15 protein-coding genes and 2 riboswitches are annotated in these 17,997 nt (G+C 44.8%); of the genes, 6 read left to right on the top strand and 9 right to left on the bottom strand.

Annotated elements, in window-relative coordinates; genetic code table 11:
- Positions 1-398: 398 nt before the first annotated feature.
- Positions 399-1,232 carry a VanW family protein gene (locus KNP03_RS12685; protein ID WP_214829805.1) on the top strand — a complete coding sequence of 278 codons (834 nt, stop codon included), beginning with the start codon at positions 399-401 and terminating at the stop codon, positions 1,230-1,232.
- 29 nt (positions 1,233-1,261) lie between these two features.
- On the opposite strand, the gene KNP03_RS12680 is transcribed toward KNP03_RS12685, so the two are convergent.
- From KNP03_RS12680 to KNP03_RS12655, 6 genes are all read right to left on the bottom strand, one after another.
- A complete protein-coding gene (locus tag KNP03_RS12680; RefSeq protein ID WP_240544614.1) occupies positions 1,262-2,623 on the bottom strand; it encodes an NCS2 family permease in 1,362 nt (453 codons plus the stop codon).
- Positions 2,624-2,711: 88 nt separating this feature from the next.
- A riboswitch (purine riboswitch) is annotated at positions 2,712-2,813 on the bottom strand.
- Between the two features lie 135 nt (positions 2,814-2,948).
- Positions 2,949-4,472, bottom strand: coding sequence for a glutamine-hydrolyzing GMP synthase (guaA, locus tag KNP03_RS12675; RefSeq protein WP_240544617.1), 1,524 nt, complete (start codon positions 4,470-4,472; stop codon positions 2,949-2,951).
- Positions 4,473-4,581: 109 nt separating this feature from the next.
- Positions 4,582-4,682, bottom strand: a riboswitch (purine riboswitch).
- Positions 4,683-4,723: 41 nt separating this feature from the next.
- Positions 4,724-6,820: a transglutaminase domain-containing protein gene (locus KNP03_RS12670; protein ID WP_214829801.1), complete on the bottom strand. Its 2,097-nt coding sequence runs from the start codon at positions 6,818-6,820 to the stop codon at positions 4,724-4,726.
- Entirely contained in the window at positions 6,817-7,887 is a 1,071-nt protein-coding gene (locus KNP03_RS12665) for a DUF58 domain-containing protein (RefSeq protein ID WP_214829799.1), read from the bottom strand. Before KNP03_RS12665 ends, KNP03_RS12670 begins: the two co-directional genes overlap by 4 nt.
- Positions 7,884-8,837 (bottom strand): AAA family ATPase, encoded by a 954-nt coding sequence (locus tag KNP03_RS12660; protein ID WP_214829797.1) that lies wholly within the window; start codon positions 8,835-8,837, stop codon positions 7,884-7,886. Before KNP03_RS12660 ends, KNP03_RS12665 begins: the two co-directional genes overlap by 4 nt.
- 169 nt (positions 8,838-9,006) lie before the next feature.
- Entirely contained in the window at positions 9,007-9,612 is a 606-nt protein-coding gene (locus tag KNP03_RS12655) for a flavin reductase family protein (RefSeq protein ID WP_214829795.1), read from the bottom strand.
- Positions 9,613-9,832: 220 nt separating this feature from the next.
- Between KNP03_RS12655 and KNP03_RS12650 the strand changes: the two genes are divergently transcribed.
- Both KNP03_RS12650 and KNP03_RS12645 read left to right on the top strand, forming a co-directional pair.
- The gene (locus tag KNP03_RS12650) at positions 9,833-11,674 is read left to right on the top strand and encodes an ATP-binding protein (RefSeq protein WP_214829792.1); all 1,842 of its coding nucleotides are present in this window, start codon (positions 9,833-9,835) and stop codon (positions 11,672-11,674) included.
- Positions 11,675-11,873: 199 nt separating this feature from the next.
- Positions 11,874-12,191, top strand: a complete 318-nt coding sequence (locus KNP03_RS12645) for a hypothetical protein (protein WP_214829789.1) — start codon at positions 11,874-11,876, stop codon at positions 12,189-12,191.
- Between the two features lie 100 nt (positions 12,192-12,291).
- On the opposite strand, the gene KNP03_RS12640 is transcribed toward KNP03_RS12645, so the two are convergent.
- Positions 12,292-13,557 (bottom strand): tetratricopeptide repeat protein, encoded by a 1,266-nt coding sequence (locus KNP03_RS12640; protein WP_214829786.1) that lies wholly within the window; start codon positions 13,555-13,557, stop codon positions 12,292-12,294.
- A gap of 259 nt (positions 13,558-13,816) precedes the next feature.
- On the opposite strand from KNP03_RS12640, the gene KNP03_RS12635 reads away from it, so the two are divergent.
- From KNP03_RS12635 to KNP03_RS12625, 3 genes are all read left to right on the top strand, one after another.
- The gene (locus KNP03_RS12635) at positions 13,817-14,491 is read left to right on the top strand and encodes a hypothetical protein (protein ID WP_214829783.1); all 675 of its coding nucleotides are present in this window, start codon (positions 13,817-13,819) and stop codon (positions 14,489-14,491) included.
- 65 nt (positions 14,492-14,556) lie between these two features.
- On the top strand, positions 14,557-14,808 hold the full coding sequence (locus KNP03_RS12630) for a hypothetical protein (protein WP_214829780.1): 252 nt from the start codon (positions 14,557-14,559) through the stop codon (positions 14,806-14,808).
- Positions 14,809-14,997: 189 nt separating this feature from the next.
- Positions 14,998-16,503, top strand: coding sequence for an N-acetylmuramoyl-L-alanine amidase family protein (locus KNP03_RS12625; RefSeq protein WP_214829778.1), 1,506 nt, complete (start codon positions 14,998-15,000; stop codon positions 16,501-16,503).
- Between the two features lie 32 nt (positions 16,504-16,535).
- Here the strand turns inward: KNP03_RS12625 and KNP03_RS12620 are convergent, their stop codons facing one another.
- Together KNP03_RS12620 and KNP03_RS13620 are read right to left on the bottom strand one after the other, a co-directional pair.
- Positions 16,536-17,051, bottom strand: coding sequence for a GNAT family N-acetyltransferase (locus tag KNP03_RS12620; protein WP_214829774.1), 516 nt, complete (start codon positions 17,049-17,051; stop codon positions 16,536-16,538).
- Between the two features lie 5 nt (positions 17,052-17,056).
- Positions 17,057-17,911 (bottom strand): CPBP family intramembrane glutamic endopeptidase, encoded by an 855-nt coding sequence (locus tag KNP03_RS13620; RefSeq protein WP_338082737.1) that lies wholly within the window; start codon positions 17,909-17,911, stop codon positions 17,057-17,059.
- Between the last annotated feature and the right edge of the window lie 86 nt (positions 17,912-17,997).

Here is a 17,997-nt window from a genome sequence, read left to right as displayed (position 1 = left end):
TCGTCCTGAGCCAGGATCAAACTCTCCAAAGAATTTGATATAGCTCGAAATTGACGAAGCTTGCGCTTCATTCAAAAATTGTAAAACTTATTTTTGCCTCATCGTTCAGTTTTCAAAGTTCGTCTGTCGCTCTTGGCGACTAAATGATAATAACATCATTCTTTCGTAAGTGTCAACAAATTTTTCGTTGTTTTAACGAGTGTCGTTGACAACAAAAATAACTATATCATCTGATTTACTATCTGACAAGTATTATTCTAAAAAAACTTTAAGGTTTTTTATTCACTCATTTCTCAAAAAATGAAATAGCATTCATTGTTTATAGAGGAACATTTCATTATATAGAGAACTTATAAACCTTGAGACAGCTTTCAAATAATATCAAGGGCGGGGAAAACATGCAACTTCAAAAACCGAAAACACGATCCCCATTGCGGATATGGTCAGGTACACAATATTACACATTAAAACGGAAGTTAAAATGGAAAACGGACGGGCGACGCTATGCTAGTGATCTGAAACCAGAACCACTCCCTTATTTAGTTCACACTCATCGAACTCCACTCTATCGTCGCTTACGCGATGTCGACATGGAGATGCAATATAATAAAGTCACGAATCTAAAAATCGCTTTGAAGCAATTAAACGGAGTGACCCTCTCTCCAAATGAAGTATTTTCATATTGGAAATTGATCGGAAAACCAACGAAGCGAAAAGGATATGTAGATGGTATGGTTCTTCACTACGGAAAAGTCACTTCCGGACTCGGGGGCGGTCTATGCCAACTTTCCAACTTAATTTATTGGATCACTTTACATAGCCCCCTCACAGTAACCGAACGCTATCGTCATAGTTACGATGTCTTCCCCGACTCTAGACGTGATCAGCCTTTCGGTAGCGGAGCAACTTGTTCTTATAACTACCTGGACTTACAAATTACAAATAACACCGCTCAAACTTTTCAACTCCTTCTATATATAGAAGAAGATTATCTAGTAGGTGAATGGCGCTCCTCACTTCCTATGAAAGTGAACTACCGAATTTTTGAAGAGAACCATCACTTCACACGGGAATGGTGGGGCGGCACCATTCGTCATAATCAAATTTTCAGAGAAGTTACTACTATGAATGGAGAGCATCTTCGAAACGAGTTTATTACGGAAAATCACGCCATCACGATGTACGACCCATTTCTTCCAGAGAATACTGCATATAAAAAAGTCGACTCATGAGCGAGTCGACTTTTTGTTTCAATTTCAAATCACGCGTGTGGCAAGAAAATGAAGTACGCAAGGAAGATGACAAACATCCCGTACATAATCGGGTGAATTTCTTTCGTTTTCCCTTTTGCAAGCATCATTAATGGGTAGAGAATGAATCCAAGACCGATCCCCGTTGCGATTGATGATGTGAGTGGCATCATCAAAATCGTCATGAATGAAGGAATTGCAATCTCAAGTTTCTTCCAGTCGATGTCTAGAAGAGCTGATGCCATCAACACCCCAACGATAATCAAAGCCGGCGCAGTAACAGGTGCAGTAATTACCGCCAGGAGTGGAGAGAAGAACAATGCCAATCCGAAGAACAATCCAGCAAACACCGCAGTTAATCCTGAACGTCCACCGGCAGCAACACCTGCAGATGATTCAATGTAAGACGTTGCAGTTGATGTCCCGAAGATTGCACCAGCAACTGTTGCAGTCGAGTCAGCCAAAAGCGCCTTACTTGCACGTGGTACTTTGTTCTCTTTCATGATCCCAGCTTGGCGAGCAACCGCAACAAGTGTTCCAGCCGTATCAAAGAAATCAATGAAGAAGAACGTTAGGATTACAACAAGCATTTGAATCGTGAAGATATCGTTGAAGTTAATGAAAGCTTGTCCGAATGTCGAAGACATACTTGGTGGCATTGAGACAACATCAGAAATCGCAGTCGGTGTTGGAACAAGTCCGAAGATCATTCCGACAATCGCCGTAAGCAACATCCCGATGAAAATTCCACCTTTAACATCGCGCACCATGAGTAACGCACTAACAACAAGACCAAAGATGGCAAGAAGCGTTGTTCCAGTTCCAAGCGAACCTAACCCAACAACCGTCGCTTCATTCGAAACGACAATCCCTGCATTTTTCAAACCGATGAATGCGATGAAGAAACCGATTCCGGCAGCGACTGCCATTTTTAACGGTTCCGGAATTGCATTGACGATCGTTTCACGAATACCCGAAAGCGTCAAAACGATGAAGAAAAGACCTGATACAAGTACACCAGAGAGAGCCGTCTGCCACGGGACTCCCATTCCAATTACAACACTGTAAGCGAAGAATGCGTTAAGGCCCATGCCCGGCGCAATCGCGATTGGGTAGTTTGCAAGTAGACCCATTGTGAGCGAACCGACTAATGCGACAAGTCCTGTCGCTACAAAAATCGCTCCTGTGTCCATACCTGCTGCCCCAAGGATGTTCGGGTTGACGAATAGAATGTACGCCATTGTTAAGAATGTTGTAAATCCTGCGATCATCTCGGTACGAACATTTGTCCCGAGTGAAGTGAGTTGGAAGTAACGATCAATCCAACTTCCTGAATGCTGTTGATTTGTTTCTGGTTCGAGCTGTGTGCTCATTTGTTTTCCTCCTTGTACTCGCCGTAAAACGAGAAAAGGTCCTCAGCTAATGACCGAGGACCCCACGCGAAACATACGAGGGCATACACCCTCATCTATGTCTCGCCGTAGTGAAATCATTTAAGGTGATTTCGTAGAGACTCTCGGGCCATATCCCCGACATTATACGGCAAAATATTTTTAAATTGTTCGGTTATAATAAGAACGTTTTTATCTTATCAGCGACAATATAAGATGTCAACAGAAATAACGGATTTTATTGTTTGAAAACGATTTAATGTTCGGATTTAAAACAAAAAACGGAGGGGCAGCCCCTCCGTAATCATTACTCCCATTCGATCGTTGCAGGTGGCTTCGACGTAATGTCGTACAGCACACGGTTAACGTGGCTGACTTCGTTTACGATACGCACCGAGATTTTCTCGAGCACATCCCACGGGATACGCGCCCAATCTGACGTCATGCCATCAATTGACGTGACGGCACGGACACCGACAGCATAGTCGTACGTACGCTCGTCACCCATGACTCCGACCGAGCGAATCGGTGTGAGCACCGTGAAGTATTGCCAGATGTCTCGTTCAAGACCAGCTTTCTTCACTTCTTCACGCAAAATCGCATCCGATTCACGGACGATTTCGAGCTTTTCTTCCGTGATTTCACCAAGGACACGAATTCCGAGACCCGGACCCGGGAACGGCTGGCGCCAAACGATATAGTCAGGAAGACCAAGCTCAGTACCGAGCGCACGGACTTCGTCTTTAAAGAGCGTGTTGAGTGGCTCAATCAACGTGAAGTTCATGTCTTCCGGTAATCCACCGACGTTATGGTGTGATTTAATCGTTTGCGCTGTATCTGTTCCACTTTCGATAATGTCTGTGTAGAGCGTTCCTTGTGCAAGGAAGTCCATATCAACAAGTTTCGATGCTTCTTCATCAAACACATAGATGAACTCATTTCCGATAATCTTACGTTTTTGCTCAGGGTCCGATACGCCAGCCAACTTCGTCAAGAAACGTTCTTGCGCATCAATTTTGATGACTTTCATGTTAAAACCGTCCGCGAACGTCTTCATGACGCTATCCGCTTCCCCTTTACGAAGAAGACCATGGTCGACGAACATACATGTCAACTGGTCACCGATGGCCCGGTGAACAAGTGCCGCGACAACAGATGAATCCACACCACCCGAAAGGGCACAGAGGACTTGTTTGTCACCGACGATTTCACGGATCTTTTCAACTTCGAGGTCGATAAAGTTCTCCATCGACCATTCGCCTTTGGCACCACACACTTCATAAATGAAGTTTTTCAAGATGTCATTCCCATATTCCGAGTGTCGAACTTCTGGATGGTATTGAACGCCGTACATCTTCAAGTCATCGTTTTTGATTGAAGCTACCGGGCAAGACGGGTTCGTGCCATCTACGATAAATCCTTCCGGCGCTTCCATGACAAGGTCACCATGGCTCATCCACACCGTGTGTTCAACCGGTAAGCCATTGTATAAAGCCGATGCTTCAGGTGTGGAGAAGAGTGTCGCTTTTCCATACTCCCGATGCGCTGCCCGCTCGACACGTCCGCCGAAATGGTGCGTCATGAGTTGCATCCCGTAACAAATTCCGAAAATCGGGATACCCAGTTCGAAAATTTCCGGATCGCAGCGATATGCGCCTTCCGCATAAACACTGTTCGGTCCCCCCGAGAAGATGATTCCGACCGGGTCCAGTTCACGAATCTCCGCAGCGGTCATTTTGTGAGAATGCAGTTCGCTGTACACACCAAGGTCACGTACACGGCGCGTAATCAACTGGTTGTACTGTCCACCAAAATCAAGCACCAAAATCATTTCCTGTTCTACTTTCACAAAACCTCCACCTTTCTGCCTTCACCTCAAAAAAGACGCGCCTCTCCCCCTGTTCATCTAAACCGAAGAAGAAGCACGCCCTTTTCTTTGTATGCGAAACGTGCTCCTTCATAGTCGGTCCATTTACGGTGGTCCGGTAGAGACTCTCGCGCCAATTCACGAGTATATACGAAGGAATGCCATGTTCAATTATCTAACTAATGCGTCTATCTTACTTGATGCGTCTCCTCACTTCAACTCATAATTCGACGAATCATGATTTTCCAATATTCTTTATATTTAGAATTCGGCGCTTGTTCTGCGTAAACAGCCTGTTCGAACAAGTGAGTCAAACGCATCATATCATTTGATTCGTAATACGCATCCACCTCTTTAGCGAGCTCTGAAGGCGTACGTCCTTCAACTTTGAATCCGTTCGCCCGGAGCCGCTTCATCAAATAGCGATGCATCGACACAAGACTTGAATCCGTGAGCGGACGATTCATCCACCACAGGTACATGATTTGCCGCTCGATGATTTTACGGTTCCAGATGATGACCGCGCTAATGAACGCGATGACGATCCATCCCCAAACCGGGATGCTGCGCGACTCCTGCGCCACATCTCCTGTCGAAACATCGTCAATCAACAAATCTTGTTGCGGGCGGTTCGGTGTATTCCCGTCCTGGGATGCTTGTGGGTCGTTTTCCACCGGATCTGAATCCGTATCCGTCTCCCGTTCGATTTGCAATAAGTTCGATTCCGAGAAGCTGAGCGTAGGTTCTAGCGGAACCCACCCTGCTCCCTCAATGAAGTATTCGATCCAGGAATGCGCATGACGGTTTCGAATCGTATATTCCGTTTCCCCTTGAATGACCCCGCGCGCATCTCCCATCGTAAAACCTTTCACCCATCTCGTCGGAACACCATTCGCCCGCAGCAAGACAGCTGCAGAGGTTGAGAAGTTATCACAATACCCGAGTTGGGTGTCGAATAAAAATTGATCAACGTAGTCCGTATCCCCTTCAGGTTTCGCTACATCCTCGGTGTCATATTTAAAATCTTCATTTCGGAAGTAAGCCTGGACCGCTTTTGCTTTTTCGTTAGGGGTCTCGCTATCCGCCGTAATCTCGAGAGCCAACTCACGAACACGCTCCGGCAACGTGTCAGGCAGTTGTAAATAGGCCTGCTTTTCTTCATCAGTCAACGTCGTGATGTCTCGATTGAGCGCAAGTTGCGCTTCACTGAAGGCTGGTACACTGTAGCGAAGTTGAATTGTACGCGGCGTCGCTTGACTATCGTTATTGAATACGATTTTTCCGGTAGGTCGAATGAAGATCGTCTCGTTCGGAAAACTTTCTTCTATCTCCCCGACCAAAAACTCCGTGCCCGATTCCGTCTCAGCCGCTTGAGGGTATTCACCACCGTAAGGGACAAATGTTTGACGGCGGTCAAAGCGCAGTAACGCTTGTTCCGGTGTCGTGTCTACATTTGAATCGACTAGCTGTCCACGTTTGAACTCCGAGTCCAAAACCGGTGTTTCAATCCATCCCTTTCCTGTGTAGATCGCTTTTGCCTCAATCCGCCAATAACGGGCCGGCACACCTCGGGCAATGAAGACGATTCCATCATCCTGCTCGAAAGGGCCGCCCAATTCTTCATCATTCACTCCATAGCCGACTCGCCCAGTACCACTTCCGTTTCCTTCATCCGTATTATTACGGAAGCTGGTCGTAATCCGATCGGACCAATCTCCTTCAAGCGTCGGTGAAATACTGGCAAGTGCGACAACGACCGAGAGCAAAAGCCCGATACTAATAAAGCGTACGAATGACTGACTTGGTCGCTTTGCCAAATCCGTGACAAATAACAAAAGTAATGATCCGATGATCGCAAAGAGGATAGCCCCTTCACCGTCATACAGCGTCCAAGTGTCAAAGTATGACATGATCCCCAACGTCGAGACGATGATACCGAGTACAAGGGAGTAACTTGGATACGTACGGCTCACCAATACAGCGAAGAAGAAACCGATCAGCCCCATTGCCGAGAAGAAAATGGCTTCATTCGGTAGTTCTCCACTCAAAATCCCCAATAAGTCTTCCATCCATAGCCCGAACCAATCCAACAAACTGCCGTGGTAGCTATATAAAACGACAAAGAAGTTGAGAACGGAGATTCCGACAAAGGTATACCAAGGGGATAGGCTAGCAAGGAGCGGCACGATAATCAAAAAGTAAAATGGCCAGTTTGCATCAAATGTCGTGCTCCCCACAATCGGGTCAACCCAGAACGATAACAGATAGGCAGCAAGTAACGTATATATGATTCGAACGATCCACTCTCTCATATCGCCACCTCACTGACTGCCGTGTACAAGTGATAACTTCCTTGTGTCTCATGCATCAATTCACGAATCGACGCGGTTTCGAGCGGACTGATCAAAATCAAATCACCCGACTGTTGCGGTAAATGCTGCTTGACCCGTTCCACAAGACGCGTTTCTTTTTCCGGTGTCGCCGTCAACAAATAGTGACCGACTTCTGCACTTTGGTCAGGAAGATGGTATAAACGGACCTGTTCTTCGATGATATAAAGCTCAAAGGGCAGGTTTTTCCGTTCGAGTTGACGGATCGCCCCAACGAGTAAGGACAATGACCGTTCAAACGCCTCTTCCAGTCCGGCTGAGGTTGCCGGAACAAATACAAGTGATAACTTTTTTTCCTGTTCTTGATCAAATGTTTTTGTCATCAAGTTTCCGCGACGCGCCGAAGCCTTCCAATCAATCCGTCCAATCCGGTCTCCGGCGGCATACTCCCGAACACCGCTCGTTGTATTGGCGACTTCCGTATAAGTTCTAGTCCGTCTGTATTGTTCTCCCCGTCCGCCGACATGCTCGTCTCGCGGCAAATCAAACGGGAGCTCGGCTGGTGAGACTTCGACGACCGTCTCAAGCGGAACGGTCCGTTTTCTGTCGAACAAACCAAATACGTCACGGACATGAAGGACGGTACGGTCGAACACATGAATGCCCCTCTTAATCGAATCCACTTCGTAATGTGCGAATTCAGCCCGGCGAAAGAAACGGTCGACCGGAATCACAAGCTCCAACTCTTCTTCCGTTAAACGCGGAGGAATTTTCTCGTTCAGCGTCACCATTCCAACAAGAAAAGGATATTTCCGTTCGAATTTCACCTCTACATCCATCGTCTGTCCCGTCACAAGGCGTTTGGTCGTGACACGGCGAGACACATTCGCAGCCGTCACCGGATAAAACATAAACAGTGTCCAATAGACGGTTAGTACAAAAAAGGACCACCAGAGCGTCGAAGAGACGATACTCCCTTCTATTCTCGCGAATGCATACAACCCGAATGCCGCCGCCCAAACGATGAACAGCTTCATCCAGTTTTTCATACTTCTTTAACCTCACGATCCATCGGAACCGGTAACGTCTCAAGCCATCCGGTGATCAACTGATTTGCGGTACGTCCTTTATAGCGTGCTTCAGCCGTCAACAATACACGATGTCCGAGAACACTCGTCGCGAGCGCCTTCACATCATCCGGCAACACGAAATCCCGATTTTGAATATACGCCCATGCTTGAGCAGCTTTCATCAAAGCGAGTGTCGCCCGGGGGCTGCCCCCTAAATACGTATTCGGGTCTTTACGTGACTCATGTATTAAACGAACGATGTATTGCTTGACCGCACTCGAGACATGCACTTCCCGCACTTCACGTTGCATCTGCTCGACTTCTTCTTTTGAAACAACACTTTGTAAGGCTTCAAGCGGCTCTGTTTTTTCAAATCGCGTGAGTAACGCAATCTCTTCATTAAATGTTGGATAACCCATTTCAATCTTTAATAAGAAGCGGTCGAGTTGCGCCTCAGGGAGCGGATAAGTCCCTTCGTGCTCAATCGGGTTTTGCGTGGCCATAACAAAGAATGGCGAAGGCAACACTTTCAGTTCACCATCTACCGTGACGCTGCGTTCAGCCATCGCCTCCAAAAGGGCAGACTGTGTTTTTGGCGACGTCCGGTTGATTTCGTCCGCCAGAATAATATTCCCCATCAATGGACCGGGACGATATTCAAACTCTTTTGTTTTCTGGTTGTACATTGAAATCCCCGTTAAATCCGAAGGCAACATATCCGGAGTGAACTGAATCCGTTTAAACTCAAGGTCGATTGCCCGACTGAACGTACGTACGAGCATCGTTTTTCCGACCCCCGGAACATCTTCGAGCAGGACGTGCCCGCCTGCTAACAAGGCGGTCAAACTTTTTGCGATAACATCTTCTTTCCCGACAATCACCGTCTCTATAGCGGTGATGATGGACTGAATAGCTGGACGATAAGACATGGCTGATTCCCCTTTTTCTCTTGTCTAGGATGACTTTAATGTTAGAATGTTCTGACTTTATTGTGACATATTTAAACACGAAATTGGTAGAAATTACGCGCTCGAAGTCACTTTCTTTTCTTTACCCGAAAAACGAGCCGATTTTTAATAAAATCAGCTCGTTCACACGTTATTTCGGTCGCTCTAAATCAAACAACTCACCCAGTTTTGAATATATGCTTCCGGCCATGCGACCAACGGGTAACAAGCGGCTTGCATCAATTCGACCCACCTCGTATAAGTCCCGTTGAATATGGAAGCGAACGACACGGGCAATGAAGAAATCGGCCGTCGTCTTTTCATCCTGTTCGATTGGAAGGTGATGATGGAGCACACATTCGAAACGAATTTTAGCTTCTTTCACTCCCGGTGTCGCAATCACATCACTTGCTTGAACCGTGAATGTTGTTCGGTCCAATTCACTTTCATCCGCTTCAAGATTGGCAGCCGTCTCATTCACGTCCGATACGTTTGATTCATCTACAATATGAATCACCAGTTCATTTGTAGTGAGAATGTTCCGGGCCGTATCTTTCATCATCCCATTCTTCCGTTGAATCGAAAGGGAAACAAGTGGCGGTTCGGAGGCGACTACGTTGAAATAACTGAACGGGGCCGCATTTATGGTTTCTCCGTTCAATGTGGTGACGAATGCAATCGGACGCGGCACAACACTCCCGATTAAAAATTTATACGTTTCTCGTTCGGTTAAAGCAGCAGGTTCAATCGATAACATCGTGCAGCTCCCCTTCTTCTTTTCTTAACTTCAAACTATCTTCGAACACCGGAATCTGTCAATGAAGAGAATGCCGAAAAGTGTAATCTTCATCAGATTCGGGTAAATCGCTCTAGAGCTATTCTTTGACTAATTGGTCAAAAGAGCGTTCACTGGTGCAAGTTGTGTGCCAGCTGTTGATTGGTGAGGGTTGTATGTCCTAAGGGAGGAAATAGAAAGAATGATTGGCAAGTGGATTGAACAATTAAAAAGCCGACAAATACTCGGCATCTTATACAGTGTATGTGGATTCAGCCTTGTTCTGACAGCAGTGGGAGCTTGGTTTGGACGGGACAATGTCGTGTCCGGATCAGAGCTGATCGCGTTGCGATGGACATGGTTGATTGGTTTATTCCTATCAATCGGAGCCATTCTGCTAATCGGTCGTCCTTTGATCAAACGAATGACCGACCAGAACGAACGATTGCGATTGAAGCAAATTAAATTAGAAAACGTGTTAAACCGCTCCAAGCAAAACGAAACAAATCTTCAATACCGGAACGAGTTGATTGAAGTACTGGCCTCGAAAGAATCACTGTTCGATTACTCTTCAGTCATTGAAAAAATCGTCTTACTGACAAAGTCAGAGTTCGGCGCCCTTCTATTAATAAAGGATGGGGAAATTACGTCTGTTGTCCCAAAAGAAATGACGCAAGCGCAACAGGAGAGTTTAAAACGTGAGTCACATCTGTTAAAACGCGTGATGATTTCCAAATCCCCTGCCGCGACGTCAAAGCGCGTAGCAGACGCCATACATGTACACCCTTACTTCATTTATGAGAGTGTCATTCCCATTATGGACCCCGCGGAAGATAGTCTGATTGGATGTCTCTATCTCGCCCGCTACGATGAAGAATTCGACGGCGGTGAAAAATCAGAGCTGACTGCTTTTGCCAGTCAATTGGCGATTTCCCTACTCCGGATGCGACTCTATCGTCAGATGCAACAGGATCGAAAAGAAACTGCACAATTGATCAACTCGATTCGCGAAGCCATTCTCTACGTGAACTACCAGGACCATACTGTCGTCGGGAACCGCGCATTCATCCGGATGTTTGACAATTTGCAATTCGACTACAAAGGATATGAAGAATTGGCGGTCGTCGCCATTGATGTCGAACAACTCGCACAGCGGGTCGACCAAAAGCAACAATTCGTTCAATACGTGGACCGGGTCATGCAGAAAGACCCGCCGGAAGACGGATTGTCCATCTCTCTCGACCAGGGGGATTGCTACGTGCAACTTTACGCGGAATCCATTTATCAGGACGAGCGATTACGCGGTACAATGTTAGTGCTTCGAGACGTGACGGCCGAAACAGAAGTGGATCGGATGAAGTCCGAGCTCGTTTCCACGGTCTCCCATGAACTCCGGACCCCGCTCTCATCGATTTACGGATTCACGGAGTTGATGCTTTCCCGGGATTTGAATGAAGACCGGCGTCAACTGTATTTGAAAACCATTCATGAAGAAGCGAAACGCTTATCCTTCCTCGTGAGCGACTTTTTAGACCTGCAAAAGATGGAATCAGGAAAGCAGACGTATGAATGGGAAACCGTCAATCTCTTACAACTCGTCAATGAAAGTGTGTCGTTTTATCAGGAAACTACAGACTCACACAACATTTATGTAGACGCAGATGATCAGCAAAACTTCCAAATACAAGCCGATGTGGAAGGAATGCGTCAGCTCCTCGGGAACTTGTTGAGTAATGCGATTAAATACTCTCCCGATGGCGGAAACATTCTCGTCTCTTTAGAAAAAATGGGCGAGCATGTCACGTTGAAAGTTCGAGATCACGGAATCGGTATTCCATCATCAGCTTTACCTCATCTATTCGGGAAGTTTTATCGCGTAGACAATTCGGATCGCAGAAAAATCGGGGGGACCGGCTTAGGACTCGCGATTTGTAAAGAAATCGCCAAAGCCCACGACGGACAGCTACATGTTGAGTCGGTGTATGGGGAAGGAAGTACATTTATTTGCGATCTTCCTACTATAAAAGAAAGAATCCCTCTGTAAACACGGTCGATTTGTCGACCGTGTTTATTATCATTTCAGCTTCTCAAAGAAGGAATCCTTTGACATAATATAGAATATTATTTACAAAAACCTGTCTTTTGCATATTTGTGACACCCTTCAACATTTTTCACATACGTTACCCTCACAAAAAGAGCTATACTACTAAAGAAGAGACAGACACGATTGGAGGTCTTGAAATTGGATTATCGCGACCCGCCGTTTTCAGAACTTGATGATTTTAAACAATGGGGCCGTTTTGAGATTGAAGTGCCAAGACAAGGAGAAGAAGCAAAATTCAAGACCGCGGCTGCTATGGTACGCCAGCATATCCCGTTGCGTCTTGGCGGTTTTTATATTATTGCTTCTGAAGATCGAATCCTCCATAGTGGTTCACACGAGGCCAATCTACAAAAATACATCATTCATTTATTACAGCAAATGCACAACGGACATATTGAAGAAGAACGCCTGCTCGAAGACGCCGTTTGGACCATTCACTATTTCACAACACCATAAAAAAACGTCCATCGTGAACTACCTCATAAAAGCTGGATTTTCATGCCCAACTTTTTGGTTCAGTTCATAGAGGACGTTTTTTGTGAAACGACATGTGCAATTATTCCCATCTTGACATCATCGCAATGGTTTTCTCGTAATATTCAGTAGCCAGCTTATATTTGCCGCTGTTTCTTAATTCTCGAGAAAGCCATAACGCGTACTTATGTGTGTAGTACTCGTCATATGCTTCAAAATATTCAACCGCTCTTTTCAAGCTGTTAATTAATTCTGATTGATTAAATTCTTTGTATCGATTGTCGTAAATATCAAAATGATAGGTGAACTCTTTTAAATCGTCTCGTGTCCCCATCATTTCATATCCCCGATTTAACCACTCCAAAACACCATCAAGATTCTCTTTCGCCGCATTGACTTCGAGAAGTGACATTACGCTATATAGCTTACTCTTAATATTTTCTTTGACATTAAAGCTTTCCAAAAAGTACTTCTGTGCCTTTTCTTGGTCACCAATTAAAAAATAGATATCACCCATGTTGTTATAGAGCATTCCATAATAATTGTTTAATCCAGCTGTATCTGCGACTTTAGCTGCTTTTTCATAGTGTTCTAAAGCGATCGTGTAACGTTTACGTCGTTTAAATGATAAGCCAATAATCATATGAGACTCGATGATGCGTTCAAGACAAAAATTTTCTTGAAAGTATCCAAGCGCAGCTCTAACATTTTCAATTGCCTGTAAATAATCCGTAAAACGATGGTATAGCGCCCCCATAATATATCTCATATCAGAGACTTCCCAATCTGGAATATTAGAGCTCGGAATTTTTTTCCCTATCTGCTCTAATAGATTTAAAGTAGTTTCTCGATCAGCTGATTGAAATTGAAACATATATAAACAATGCAGCAAGTCATACCGCAATTTATCATCATAATTTAACTGATCTTCAATCCAACCTACTTCTATTAAATATTGAACATTTCCACCTGGCATCATGCCAAATCGCGCTAGCGTCATCATTAATGTGATGTAAAGTTCTTTTGATTGCAAAACAACTGGATTCGTTTTGTACTTTTCAACTTTTTTCAAATAATCTTCGTCCTTACGAGATAGAATAGCTTCTTTCAATATCTCACGAATTTCATTTTTAGTTTTATGAACCTTTTCACTAAAGTCGAAATAAAGCGGTACGTCTAAATCAAGCCGGTCAAAAATCAATTCTAGAACCTCTTCGCTGGGCGAAGTTTGGTTATTTTCGATTTTGCTTAAATAGGATATGGAACAAATCCCTCGAGCGAGGACGGACTGTTTCATACTTTGTCGCATGCGCTCTACTTTTATTAGGTTCCCAAAATTATATTCCATTATAAGTAGTAGCCCCTTCGCACTAAATTGATTACTTATTTACACAACAAATAGTCTTATTGTCGTGTCCTCAGGAAAATCACCTCAAAAATCATTAGAAAATATATGATTTTCGCCAACCAGTTTCCCAACCTGAAGCTAGTCCTTTCGATAGTGAAGCATGATAAGATTTAACTAATAAATCATTCTCATTTAATATATCTAGTTATTTATTCCTAATAGTTATTTCTACATTACAAAATGGAGGTGAATATAACAGATGGGTAAATTAAGCTTTTTACTTGCAGAGGATTACATTAAGCCTAAGATTTATTTCAAATCAAAGCAAGCACCGATTGTAAACACCTCTTATTCATTCGATGAGCAAAAGCAATTCGAAGGATTAGACCACTTAACCCAATTGTTGTGTTCTCCAAAAGGATTCATTGTAAACGCTTTTCAAATAGATTACTATCAATCGCTACCCCGTTTGATTTCAAAATCATTAAGAAACGTTAGATCCTATAAAAAATTGTATATACTTGGTCCTGAATTGTCTCTATCTATTTTAAAACGCAGTGCAAAAACTTTGTATGAAAAGCAGTATCAGGATTACGAGTATATAAATGTCGAACAAGACTCTGACCAAGTTACACAGCAATGTCTCACTTTATTAGAAGAAGGTCATATTCTTTATGTATTGCCCGAAGCTTCGGTGTGCTGGCAACCTGAACAGCTTGTGAAATTTCAAAAATCATTCTCTCCGTTATGTAGCACGCTCCTTAGTCAACAAGCAAATGTTCCAATTCTTGCGACAGCTTCTTCAATGGAATCTGAAAAAGTTACGTTGTACAGCCCTGATTTTCCTGAAAATTACACTGGAAAATTTGAGAATCGGATTGAACAACAGTCGGAAGCCATATATAATTTATTGGAAACGAAAAACATAGACTAAAGAGCACCTCACACTAGGGATCACAGCTTATCCAAATAAAACAACTATTTTCGGAGGTTACTTAAATGAAAAAAGCAACAGGGATTTTATGTATCGCAACAGCAGTTTTACTACTCGGCAGCTCAGTTAAACCTTTAGTAGACGAAATGCCACGTATTGGAAAAGCAGAAGAACCTGTACAATTGTTTGTAGATGAAATGCCACGCATCGGTGAATTGACTACTCCGATTCAACAATTTGTAGATGAAATGCCGCGCATTGGAAAGATTGATGCACCAGTTCAACAATTTGTAGATGAAATGCCGCGCATTGGTTGAGTAACATAATATAACTTCATTTACAGTAGACGCCTCGTGCGTCTTTTTTATTTTTTTGAAAAAAAGATAAACGAAATAGATATTAACCTCCATTTTTTACTTTTTTGCTTATATAATAAATAAGGACATCTTAGACTCATTCAAAATTGTTGTCATTGTCGAGTGTTTTTTAATAAAGGAGTTTGGAAATTGAATTTACGAAAATCATCATGGAGCTTGAAGCTGTTGCTTAGTTCCTCTCTCGTGCTGTCAGGGGCAGCGGTCCTGCCATACACCCTGGATTCAACCGGGATTAAGTCGAGCGTCGCAAAAGCTGCGACGAAAACTTACACGACAACCGCAAATTTAAACTTACGGTTAAGTGCAGCCACATGGAGTCCTGTTCTACTCACGATTCCTTCCGGTGCGACGGTCACGTATATCAGTACATACGAGTCTTGGTATAAAGTCAGTTACGGCGGCAAAACGGGGTATGTCGCTTCAGAGTTTGTCAATGTGACAACCATGTCTGACTACTACAAGACAACGAATCAAGTGAACATGAGATTAACTGCCGCTTCATGGAGCGATGTCGTCATGACAATCCCTTCTGGTGCGACAGTTAAATACGTCGGCCAATATGGTTCGTGGTATAAAGTCACCTATAACGGCAAAACAGGTTATGTCGCCTCTTCTTACCTGTCGCCAACAAGCGCACCTGTTCCTCCGTCAGCCTATTACAAAACTACAGACGCTTTGAACATGCGCTTAAGTGCTGCTTCGTGGAGCGATGTCATCCTGACGATCCCGGCCAATGCGACCGTCAAATATGTGAGCCGCTACGGGTCATGGTATAAAGTCACGTATAACGGGAAGACAGGTTACGTCGCATCCGAATTTTTGACACCTACGACAGCACCCGTTGCACCGTCTTCTTACTATGAAACGACGGTCAACTTGAACATGCGCCTAAGTGCCGCTTCATGGAGTACGATTATGCAGACGATTCCTGCAGGATCTGTGGTCAAGTACATCAGCCGTTACGACAGTTGGTACAAAGTCACTTACAATGGCCAAACCGGGTACGTTGCGTCAGAATACTTGAAACCGACGACGGTCACGACACCGACTGATACGACCGGAACGGCTCGTACCATCGTGATCGATGCAGGACACGGTGGAAATGATTCTGGTGCAGTCTACGGGTCACTTTATGAAAAAGTACTCACATTCGATATCGCCACCCGCATTGCGAGCGTTCTCTCGAATACGTATGACTATAACGTTAAATTGACACGCAAAGACGATACGTACCTTTCGTTAGCAGAACGTGTCGATTTATCAAAATCATACAAAGCAGACGCTTTCGTCAGTGTGCATATCAATTCATCCGTCGCTTCAAGTGCGAGTGGGCATGAAGTACTCGTCCCGACGACTGAAAGTTATACGACGAACCCTTACGTGGCAGCCAGCCGCCAGTTCGGTTCGATTATCAATAAAGAACTTGCCGCCCGAATCCCAACGATTCAAAACCGCGGAGTAAAATATCAGAACGTCTATGTCGTTGGAAAAAACGTGACGCCTTCGACCCTCGTCGAATACGGATTCCTAAGTAACTCCAATGACCGCTCTCATTTGACGAGCACGACGTACCGTCAACGTATGGCAGAAGCGACAGCTTCCGGAGTTCATCAGTTCATCCGTGCCTACTACTAAAAATGAGGAGCTTAGCCTAATCGCTAAGCCCCTCATTTTTTTATGTCTCGCTTCCAAATCATATGGGACGCCTCGGGTCCCCAATAGTGTTCAAGTATTAGCACAGGCTCTCCAAGTTGCTGTCGCCAATACGTTTGCGCTGTCGGGAAGCCGGCATCCAAGTAAAAAACAGATGCCTCATGTCGGGACAATTCCTGCTGCACGCTTTCTAAAAGGAATCGTCCGACTCCCTGACGTTGTACATGCGGCGAAACATAGAAACAACCGATTTCGATAGCGCCTTTCTCCACATCAGCATGTGCCGTAATGATTTCATTGGGCGGTAGCGTAGCGCACGCCCCTAAAATGATCTCGTCCTTCAGAGCAACATACAGTTGAACATCCTCATCATCGAAACTATCCTGGATCGTCGTATTCAACCTGGCCACTTCTTCATCGAGTAAATCAGCATCTTCGAATCGCTCGCGGCGAATCAAGTCACTCAAACTCTCCATGAACAATCGTTGCAGCCTCTTTACGTCAGATTGCTCGAGCGGACGGAATTCCAATGCGCTCACTCCTTTTTCTCTAAATCGAGTGCGTTTAAGTCTTTACCCACACCTCGTACATCCATAACACTTGATGGAACGGGTACGATTGTCTCCAGCGGCTCATACCGTAACTGTCCAAAAGTCCGCCATGTCACAACCAGTGCCGCCGCGAACAGGACAATCGCCAAATGAATGAAACCGATCGGATATCCTCCCGCTCCGATCAGACCAAGCATGACAAGCATCACGTTAAACATCGTATGCATGACGAGGGCGGACCAGACGTTATGCCTTGTCATGTTGTACACCCATGTCATCAACGTCGTATACGACACTACCGCGAGAAAATATGCCCAAAACGGCAGGCTGGCCTGTCCGGTTCCATTCATGAAGAACAGCGGGACGTGCCACACCGTCCAATTCACGCCTACGATTAGATTTGCCCGAATCGGCGTCCCATTCGCTTGAAGTACATCAAGTAAGTAGCCACGCCAGCCAAACTCTTCTTGCAGCGCACCACCTAAAAACATCATGTAAATGAAGTACGGGAAAAACAGCCAGGGACGTTCAGTCAATAACGCCCCACTCCCATCGGTCCACCAATAGGCGATGAAAAATAGTAAGGGGACGAATCCAAACAGAATGGCATATTGTTTGAACGTCATCTTGAATCGAAAACCTCTCCTCAGGAGACGCTTCACGCCTTCCCTACCGTCCTGACGAAACGCCATATAAATTCCGGCTATGCTAGGTCCGAATGCGCCCATGATCACGACAGCCTGAATCGGGAAATCGGTCATCCAATATAGGGTTTCCCATACCACCCAAGAATACCCGAACGCTAACCCGCAAAAAATGAAGACCCCTTTATTTGACACGAAGCCCTCCTCCCTTCTCCCACTCCACATAACACGTATTAAATATTGTCCAGAATCCTCATTCCGTGATAGCTTCCGGCTTACCG

The organism is Exiguobacterium algae (assembly GCF_018617875.1).
Classification (GTDB): Bacteria; Bacillota; Bacilli; order Exiguobacteriales; family Exiguobacteriaceae; genus Exiguobacterium; species Exiguobacterium algae.
Note: the sequence above shows the minus strand (reverse complement) of the source record. Positions and strands in the feature narration are given on the sequence as shown.

What these genes read in the sequence shown, in the direction of transcription:
- KNP03_RS12665 (WP_214829799.1), bottom strand. Translation starts at nt 7,887, where the DNA reads ATGAAAAACTGGATGAAGCTGTTCATCGTTTGGGCGGCGGCATTCGGG.
- KNP03_RS12630 (WP_214829780.1), top strand. Translation starts at nt 14,557, where the DNA reads ATGAAAAAAGCAACAGGGATTTTATGTATCGCAACAGCAGTTTTACTA.
- KNP03_RS12670 (WP_214829801.1), bottom strand. Translation starts at nt 6,820, where the DNA reads ATGAGAGAGTGGATCGTTCGAATCATATATACGTTACTTGCTGCCTAT.
- KNP03_RS12660 (WP_214829797.1), bottom strand. Translation starts at nt 8,837, where the DNA reads ATGTCTTATCGTCCAGCTATTCAGTCCATCATCACCGCTATAGAGACG.
- KNP03_RS12655 (WP_214829795.1), bottom strand. Translation starts at nt 9,612, where the DNA reads ATGTTATCGATTGAACCTGCTGCTTTAACCGAACGAGAAACGTATAAA.
- KNP03_RS12680 (WP_240544614.1), bottom strand. Translation starts at nt 2,623, where the DNA reads ATGAGCACACAGCTCGAACCAGAAACAAATCAACAGCATTCAGGAAGT.
- KNP03_RS12635 (WP_214829783.1), top strand. Translation starts at nt 13,817, where the DNA reads ATGGGTAAATTAAGCTTTTTACTTGCAGAGGATTACATTAAGCCTAAG.
- KNP03_RS12640 (WP_214829786.1), bottom strand. Translation starts at nt 13,557, where the DNA reads ATGGAATATAATTTTGGGAACCTAATAAAAGTAGAGCGCATGCGACAA.
- guaA (WP_240544617.1), bottom strand. Translation starts at nt 4,472, where the DNA reads ATGATTTTGGTGCTTGATTTTGGTGGACAGTACAACCAGTTGATTACG.
- KNP03_RS12650 (WP_214829792.1), top strand. Translation starts at nt 9,833, where the DNA reads ATGATTGGCAAGTGGATTGAACAATTAAAAAGCCGACAAATACTCGGC.
- KNP03_RS12685 (WP_214829805.1), top strand. Translation starts at nt 399, where the DNA reads ATGCAACTTCAAAAACCGAAAACACGATCCCCATTGCGGATATGGTCA.